Origin of the sequence: Aquimarina muelleri DSM 19832, assembly GCF_000430665.1 — a bacterium.
In the GTDB taxonomy this organism is placed as follows: Bacteria; Bacteroidota; Bacteroidia; order Flavobacteriales; family Flavobacteriaceae; genus Aquimarina; species Aquimarina muelleri.
Map to the genome: position 1 here is coordinate 1 of NZ_AUML01000067.1, position 8,052 is coordinate 8,052.

Annotated in this window: 7 protein-coding genes; 4 read left to right on the forward strand and 3 right to left on the reverse strand. The window is 31.4% G+C overall.

What is annotated here, in order from left to right:
- Positions 1-593 precede the first annotated feature (593 nt).
- The 4 genes from H527_RS24730 (at position 594) to H527_RS0118130 (ending at position 5,700) form a co-directional block, all read left to right on the forward strand.
- Positions 594-1,277: a DUF4331 family protein gene (locus H527_RS24730; RefSeq protein ID WP_308427917.1), complete on the forward strand. Its 684-nt coding sequence runs from the start codon at positions 594-596 to the stop codon at positions 1,275-1,277.
- Positions 1,278-1,305: 28 nt separating this feature from the next.
- Positions 1,306-1,914 (forward strand): DUF4331 family protein, encoded by a 609-nt coding sequence (locus tag H527_RS24735; protein ID WP_027413980.1) that lies wholly within the window; start codon positions 1,306-1,308, stop codon positions 1,912-1,914.
- Positions 1,915-2,061: 147 nt separating this feature from the next.
- Positions 2,062-3,357, forward strand: coding sequence for a tetratricopeptide repeat protein (locus tag H527_RS0118125; RefSeq protein WP_027413981.1), 1,296 nt, complete (start codon positions 2,062-2,064; stop codon positions 3,355-3,357).
- Between the two features lie 111 nt (positions 3,358-3,468).
- Positions 3,469-5,700, forward strand: a complete 2,232-nt coding sequence (locus H527_RS0118130) for a TonB-dependent receptor (RefSeq protein WP_027413982.1) — start codon at positions 3,469-3,471, stop codon at positions 5,698-5,700.
- Between the two features lie 500 nt (positions 5,701-6,200).
- On the opposite strand, the gene H527_RS0118135 is transcribed toward H527_RS0118130, so the two are convergent.
- The 3 genes from H527_RS0118135 to H527_RS0118145 all read right to left on the reverse strand — a co-directional run.
- Positions 6,201-6,995: an anti-sigma factor gene (locus H527_RS0118135; protein ID WP_308427918.1), complete on the reverse strand. Its 795-nt coding sequence runs from the start codon at positions 6,993-6,995 to the stop codon at positions 6,201-6,203.
- Positions 6,996-7,003: 8 nt separating this feature from the next.
- A complete protein-coding gene (locus H527_RS0118140) occupies positions 7,004-7,534 on the reverse strand; it encodes an RNA polymerase sigma factor (protein ID WP_027413984.1) in 531 nt (176 codons plus the stop codon).
- A 190-nt stretch (positions 7,535-7,724) separates the two neighbouring features.
- On the reverse strand, positions 7,725-8,052 hold a 328-nt coding region (locus H527_RS0118145; protein WP_027413985.1), incomplete at its 5' end, for a transposase.

Sequence of the window (8,052 nt, forward strand, 5' to 3'; positions counted from 1 at the left end):
CAATAGACCAAGTGACGCGTCTTTTTGACGAAGCGTTTAATAACGAGAGTTGAAAATTTAACCCAAGGAGTTGAATTTTTAACTAAAGACATTAAAACTTTAACCTTGAAGGTTAAAATTTCAACCTGCTGCGCTAAAATTTCTGCTTTTGAGGTTAAAATTTCTATCTTTTTGACCAAACAGAAGGTCTTTTGGAGTAAACACATTTATTCTGTTATCCCGTATTTGATCCATAATCTGTAATTGTGAGATTTTTAAAAGCAAAAGGCTGTTGTCTTTATAACTGTTAAACTAAATCGATCCTGATTAATTTTGTGTACCGCCCCAACCTCAAAATCATTTAAGTGTAATGTTATTGGTTGTGTTTTTTTATCCTGATAAAAGCAGATATTCCAAGGTGCTATACTCACTATTTCTATCTGATGAATTATTACAATTCAAAAAAAATAAATAATAGTTTGTATAAAAACTACTCATAAAAACTAGAGCTTTTAAAAGCTTTTTCTTCTCATTAATATTTTATTAACATTTATTAGAAAACCAAGATGCGTATATACTCGTATGTATCGATATAATCTTTTAAATTTTAAAAAATGAACCGTATTAAAAAAACAAAACTTTTTATTCTTGGAGGTCTTTTATCAACAGGAATAGTATTAATGTCAGCAGATCATCTAGATGCACCAGATGTAGCAGGAACAACAGCAGACATAACAGACTTTTATGCCTTTGAAGGCGCAAATCCAGATAATACTGTATTTGTAGTGAATGTACAAAGTTCTCTTGCACCCGCAGGTGATTCAGCAACCTTTGATGAAAATGTATTGGTAGAGATCAATATTGATAATAATGGAGATCTTACAGAAGATTTGGTAATACAAGCCATCCCAAGAAATGGTATCATGTATTTCTTTGGCCCTTATACTCCTTCTGTTACAGGACTTAATAGTACGATCAATAAAAGTACAGATTACTTAGGTCAGGTAGAAATTAGCACGGGAGCGAATGCTACCATATCATCTTCTAATGGTATTTCTTATTTCGCTGGATTAAGAGAAGATTCTTTCTTCTTTGACTTTAGTCAATACAATGCAATAATTGGAGGAATGGCTCCTAATGGTTTCAATGTTCCCGGAAATGATGATTTTGATGGTACAAATGTATTATCTATTACTCTTGAAGTTCCTAATTCTTTATTAGGAGGAACTTTTGATCATCCGGCAGGGACAGGAACACAAGTGTTTAATACCTGGGTTGAGGCAAAAACAAAACAATAATAATAAAACTAAAAAAACATATAAAATCATGAAATTAAATACAATAACAAATATCGCAATAGCTGTATTATTAACGATAACTATTACAAGTTGTGGAAATGATGATGATGGTATGATGAATGAAAATCAAATTGATTTTTCAGGGACATATGTACAAAAAGATCAAATGGGACGCCCTGGTATTAATACGGTATTAAGTGGATCATCTTCAATTAAAAATGACTTTAATGTAACAATCCCATCAGAACAAACTGCTAAATTTCAGCCATTATTTTTAGATCAGGCGGTAGCATTACACGCTGCTTTTGGAGTAGAATATGAAAATAATATTTTAGGATTAGACGCAACTACGTTAACTACAATTCTGGCTACAGATGTATTACAAGTGGCCCCTAACGAGCCTACTACTTATTATGATGGAACTAACGTTCTTACTGGAAGAAATCTTACTGATGACGTAATTGATGTTTCTCTTATATTACTTTTTGGAGGACAAAACGGAGATCGATTTAACGGTCAGGATACTAATGGAGATGGAATGGCTGATTTACCTATTTTGGTAACAGACGGTGTTAGTAATACGGGTGAAACTCCAATGAGTGCTTTTCCATACCTAGAAGCACCTCATAGTATGTAGTACAAATAGGATCTAACATATTAATTTTTGATGTGTTGGATTTTCAGACCGGGTCTGTCTATTGCAGATTAACTAAATTTAATAGGTTTTTGATAGGCTCGGAATGTTCATATTAAACAAGAATCAACATCTAAAAAAAACAAAAAAATGAAATTAATACAATATATATTCGTGATAATGATCTTTGGGATTATTACTTCGTGTAAAAAGACAGAGATTTATAAAATTACAGAGGCTAAGGAGTATAATGAATATCTAAGGTTAAAAAGTAATATTACAAGAGATAATCTAAACCTAAGGCTCGAATTTTGGAATAAAAAACTAAAGGAAGATAGTACTCGAATTGTAGCACTAGGACCAATTGCCAAAGTATATACAAAATTATTTCAAACCACAGGAGAAATTGAATATTTAAAAAAAGCAGAACAAACCTTAAAAAAATCTGTTGAAATAGCAGCTATAGGGAAAGAAAACTATCTCTTAGCACTTGCTAGAAATTATATCTCGCAACATATGTTTATCGAAGCAGAAAAAGTAGCAGAAAGAGCACTACAGATTGGTGTTAATAAAAAGCAATCAGAAATGGTAATGTTTGATATTGCTATGGAACTTGGTAAGTACACTAATGCTAAAAAATATTTAGAAAGTTTTGCAAATCAGGAAGATTATAATTTCTTAATACGATTGGCTAAGTGGAATGATTATAAAGGGAATCTGGATGCTACAATACGAAATATGGAAAAGGCAAAATCGATTGCAGAAGGAAGTAAGAAAGGAGAGTTAATGCTATGGTCTTATACCAATCTGGCAGACTATTATGGGCATGCAGGGAGAGTCAAAGATTCATACGATCACTATTTAAAAGCATTAGAAATAGATCCTGCAAATGCGTATGCAAAAAAAGGAATAGCATGGATAATTTATTCTTATGAATACAATCCAACAGAGGCCTTACGAATCATCAATACGATTACACAAGAATATCAAAGTCCAGATTATGCCTTATTTAAAGTAGAAATTGCAGAATACCAAAATAATCAGGAAGCAAAAGAGAAAAATTTAAAAAATTATTTTCAGACTGTTACGGATACTAGATATGGAGATATGTATAATTCATATAATGCTATGATAAGGGCAGAAGAATTTAATGATTATGATGGTGCATTAGAAATTGCTATACAAGAAATTAAAAACAGACCCACACCACAATCTTACGGTCTTTTAGCATATATACTCAACCTTAAAGGGGATCATAAAAAAGCATTAGGGATCGTAGAAAGTCATATCATAGGAAAAACATATGAACCAGAAGTATATTATCAGATTGCACAGATATACAAAACGAATCAACTGATAGATAAGATTGCTCCTATCAAAAAAGAATTATTAAGTAGTAGCTATGAACTAGGACCTTTACTAACTAATAAAATACAAAATCTATAATCAATTATCCCAGATAAGTTTATTAAATGAACCGAAAAAAGTAGGCGGATCTTAATCCAAATGATTATTGGTAAATTACACCTGATTTTTATTAAACATTATTCCGAATAGATGAAATATTTTACAACGATACTATTACTGATATTTTGCATGGAGAGTCATGCTCAAAATAAAATTATACAAGGTGCGATTCAGGATTATTTTGAAACTGGATTAGCAGAAACATATGTGTATAATTCTACTACAGAACAACATACACATACATTGGAAAACGGAGTTTTTTCGCTACCTAAAAATAATGTTGGCGACACCTTAGTTGTACGCTTGCTAGGGTATGAAACTAAAAAAATTAAACTTAAAGAAAGTGATTTCACTACTTTTTTAACTATTAAATTAAATCCAAAGATTTTTCAGTTAGATGAGTTAATTCTAAAGCAAGAAATTGATCCAATGCGTTTGATTAACAAGATAGACATCAAAACGAATCCTGTAAATTCTTCTCAGGAAGTATTACGTAAAGTTCCTGGTCTATTTATTGGTCAACACGCTGGAGGAGGAAAAGCTGAACAAATCTTTTTACGTGGGTTTGATGTGGATCATGGTACAGATGTAGCGATATCTGTAGATGGATTACCTGTAAATATGGTTTCTCACGCACATGGACAGGGATATGCAGATTTACATTTCGTTATCCCCGAAACAATTAATAAAGTAGATTTTGGTAAAGGTCCTCATTATGCAGATCAGGGTAATTTTAATACTGCAGGATATGTGTCTTTTGTTACCAAAGAAAAATTTGATACCAATCAACTAAAATTAGAAATAGGAGATTTTAATACATTAAGAACCGTAGGATTATTTAATCTTTTAGAGGCTTCTGGTAAACAAAATGCTACATTGGCTTTAGAATATATAGAAAGCGATGGCCCTTTTGAATCTCCACAAAACTTTAACCGAATTAATGTAAATACTAAATATACTGCTCAACTTTCAGACAATGCTAAAATGAGTTTTGCAGCTTCTCATTTTACTAGCCAATGGGATGCCTCAGGTCAAATTCCAGTAAGAGCTGTAGATAATGGATTGATCTCTAGATTCGGGGCAATTGATGATACAGAAGGAGGAGAAACCTCCCGAACCAATATAAGTGCAACATATAATAAGTTTATTTCCGACAAAACAACGTTTAAGACTACTGCTTTTTATTCTCATTATGATTTTGAACTGTACTCTAATTTTACATTTTTTCTAAATAATCCTATAAATGGAGATCAAATTAGGCAAAGAGAAGATCGTAGTATTTTTGGTTTTAATAGTAAGATTAATACCAAATCAATTATAGGAGATACTGAGGTAGATCTAAATGTAGGAATCGGATTAAGAAATGATGATAGTAATGATAATGAACTATCTAGAACATTAAATCGAAAAGAAACTTTAGAAAACATAAGTTTGGGTGATGTTAATGAAACCAATGCTTACGTGTTTACAGATGCTTCTTTTAATGTAGGGGAACTAGAAATTACTCCTGCCGTACGTTTAGATTATTTCAAAAATTTATATCAAGATGCTCTTCAAAACAAATTTAAAACACAGTCTGCAACAAAAACTATAGTGAGCCCAAAACTTAAAATATCCTATAATGCTGCAGATAACATCAATATTTTTATAAAATCTGGGATTGGTTTTCACAGTAATGATACTCGCGTAGTTGTGCAAAGAAATGGCAATTCTATTCTACCCAAAGCATATGGGGTAGATGCAGGCGTAAGTTGGAAACCTTTTTCGAGTCTTTTTGTAAATACTACTGCTTGGTATTTAGGTCTTGAGCAGGAATTTGTATATGTCGGTGATGCAGGAATTGTAGAACCAAGTGGAGAAACCAGAAGGTTAGGAATCGATTTTAGTGCAAGATATCAAATCAATGATTGGTTATTTCTTGACTCTGACCTTACCTATACTCATGCAAGAAGTTTGGATACTCCAGAAAATCAAAATTATATTCCTTTAGCTCCAAAAGTAACAGCTGTCGGGGGTCTAAGTATTGACAAGTTTAAAAACTTTTCAGCAGGGATACAGTATCGCTATTTGGGGGATCGAGCAGCTAATGAAGATAACAGCATGATAGCACAAGGATATACAGTTGTAGATGCAAACATAAACTATACATTAAAAAATATAACCATGGGAGTATCTCTAGAAAATATCTTCGATACCAAATGGAATGAAGCACAATTTGCTACTGAATCAAGATTAAATAATGAAACACAACCTATAGAAGAGATTCATTTTACCCCAGGAACTCCTTTTTTTATAAAGGGAAGTATTACCTATAATTTTTAAGTTTTTTTGTTTTTTAGATGAAACCCTGATTATACATTAGTATAGCAGGGTTTTTCATTTTTTTAAAACAAGTAGAAAACCATAGACTCTTTAATTTCGTACATATAGTATAGAACAATCAAAACAATTACTGAATACGATTTGATTATTAATAATTATTAGCTTTAAAAAGAGAAAAAACCAGCTGATTTTTTAAAACCTACACTAAAAATTTCAAGGTTTATCTAAAGCGAATAGCTAGTATTAAAAATTAAAGTAATGTGTCTTTTTAAAAAAGATTGAAGTAAAGTTATAAAGATTGTTTTTTTGATGTTGTTTATGGAATTTGCCTGTTTTTTTGGTATGAATTAAACAGGCTTTTCCTTTTTTTGTCCCTATAATTGCCAAAAAAATCCTGATCTAAAATCAGGATTTTTTTTATATTCAATTAGACTACACTTTTTTGATAGGGATACAAAAATTTAGGGATTAAACCTTCGATAATATTGCACTATCTTTGTTTAAGAAGTTACCATCCCTAATGTATATAATTGTTCTAGAGTTGGAGATTCGCTACCTCCTTCAGGCTCTAATGTAATTCCAAAAGCCTCTGATTCATTAATATTCGATAAAGCAAAAACTTTAATGTCATTTTCATTAAACGTATCTAATATTCCTAAACTAGTAGGTGTAAGCGGATTTAATTTTAATGACCATACCTGATACACTTTTCCGGGAGGTGGCGTAGGTAAACCTGCTACATCAATATAAGTTGTTTGATTATTTTTGTCCCAATATATTGATGCGTAAGAATTTGGGGATATTTTTTGTGCCTGTAATGGAATCCGAATAATATCTTTACTTCTTATAACATTCAATAACGTTTTTGTTTTTGTTAAATCTTCTTCTGCAACATTGATTTTACCATCTAAAAGCATATTTTCTGTTTCTACATCCACAACTTGTTTTTGGAGTTTCTGGATGGTATTAAATTGAGCACCTATAGTGATCAGTAAGGCAATCGATGCAGCCCAACCAATATAGCCTAACCAATTGCTTCGTTTTTTATCAATTGGAATTACTTTTACATCACCATTGGTAAGGTTTAGTTTATCCTTAACCTGATTATATAATGCTTCGGGATTATAAGGCGATACCGCAGTAGATAATTGCATTAATCCCTTTTCAATTTCTTCAACCTCTTTTTCTATTTCAGGATATTGCTGTAGCATTTTGTATACCTCGGCATTCTCTTTTTCAGATAATGCTCCGTACACATACAGCTCTAAAATTCCTGATGCTATATATTGTTCCATATCCATAATTATACTGCCAAAGTTTCTCTTAATTTATTAATACATATTCGATTCCGGGTTTTAATTGTTCCCAATGGAATTTTCAATGCTTCAGACGCCTCTTTTTGAGTGTATCCCTTAAAAAATAATAAGTCGATCACTTTCTTACATAAAGGCTCTAGTATATCAATATACTTTTGAATACCAATAGCATCTATTTTATGAGAAAAACTACTTTTCTCTTCTAGTATATCTACGAAATAATCGGCATTCTGGTTTTGTTTAGAGTTTTTAAAAGACTTAGACCTTGTCTTGTCAATAGCTGCATTTCTGGCAATATTAAGTATCCAAGTAAAAAAACGCCCTTTCTTTTCAGAATAAGAATTGGCATTATTCCAAATCTTTACAAAAACATCTTGTAGAATTTCTTCAGCCAAAGTTTCATCTCTAATGATATTGTATATTACTCCAAAAGTGTTTTCAGCATACATTTCATAAATGCGTTGAAAAGCATTTTCATTTCTTTGTTGTAGCTGAATAATCAGTTCGGTTGGTTGCATATATTACAGTTAATATTACTAAGATAGTACTTTAAATTTAAAGGTTTTTTTAAAATCATATTGTAAGCTCGATAATGATATCAAGCTTTTCTATTTGAGGTATTGTAGGCTTTGTAAATCTTTGATTGATCTATAATGGACAGTAAGGTAGCTCTAATTTATTCTAATAACCTGAGTTCGACGTAAGGATTTAACAGAAAAGAGTCAATTGTTCAGATTTTTGTGTTTCAAATTTGATACTTGGTTTCTTTTCTTGAAAGGAGTATGCTATTAGACTAGCCACTAAATTAGTGATGAAATTTCCAAAACTTCTGTGTCTGGAATGTTCAGCTTGAGCGATGTTTTTAAGTTGATCATTGATAGTTTCTATAACTGATCTTTTGCGAAGCAATATTTTATCTCTTAGTGTCATTAATACATTTTTCATATTGTTTCTAATACCTGTTACTAGGTGTAAGCCTTGATCAAAGAGTAAGTTGGCTAACTCTTTGGAAATATATCCTTTATCCCCATACATG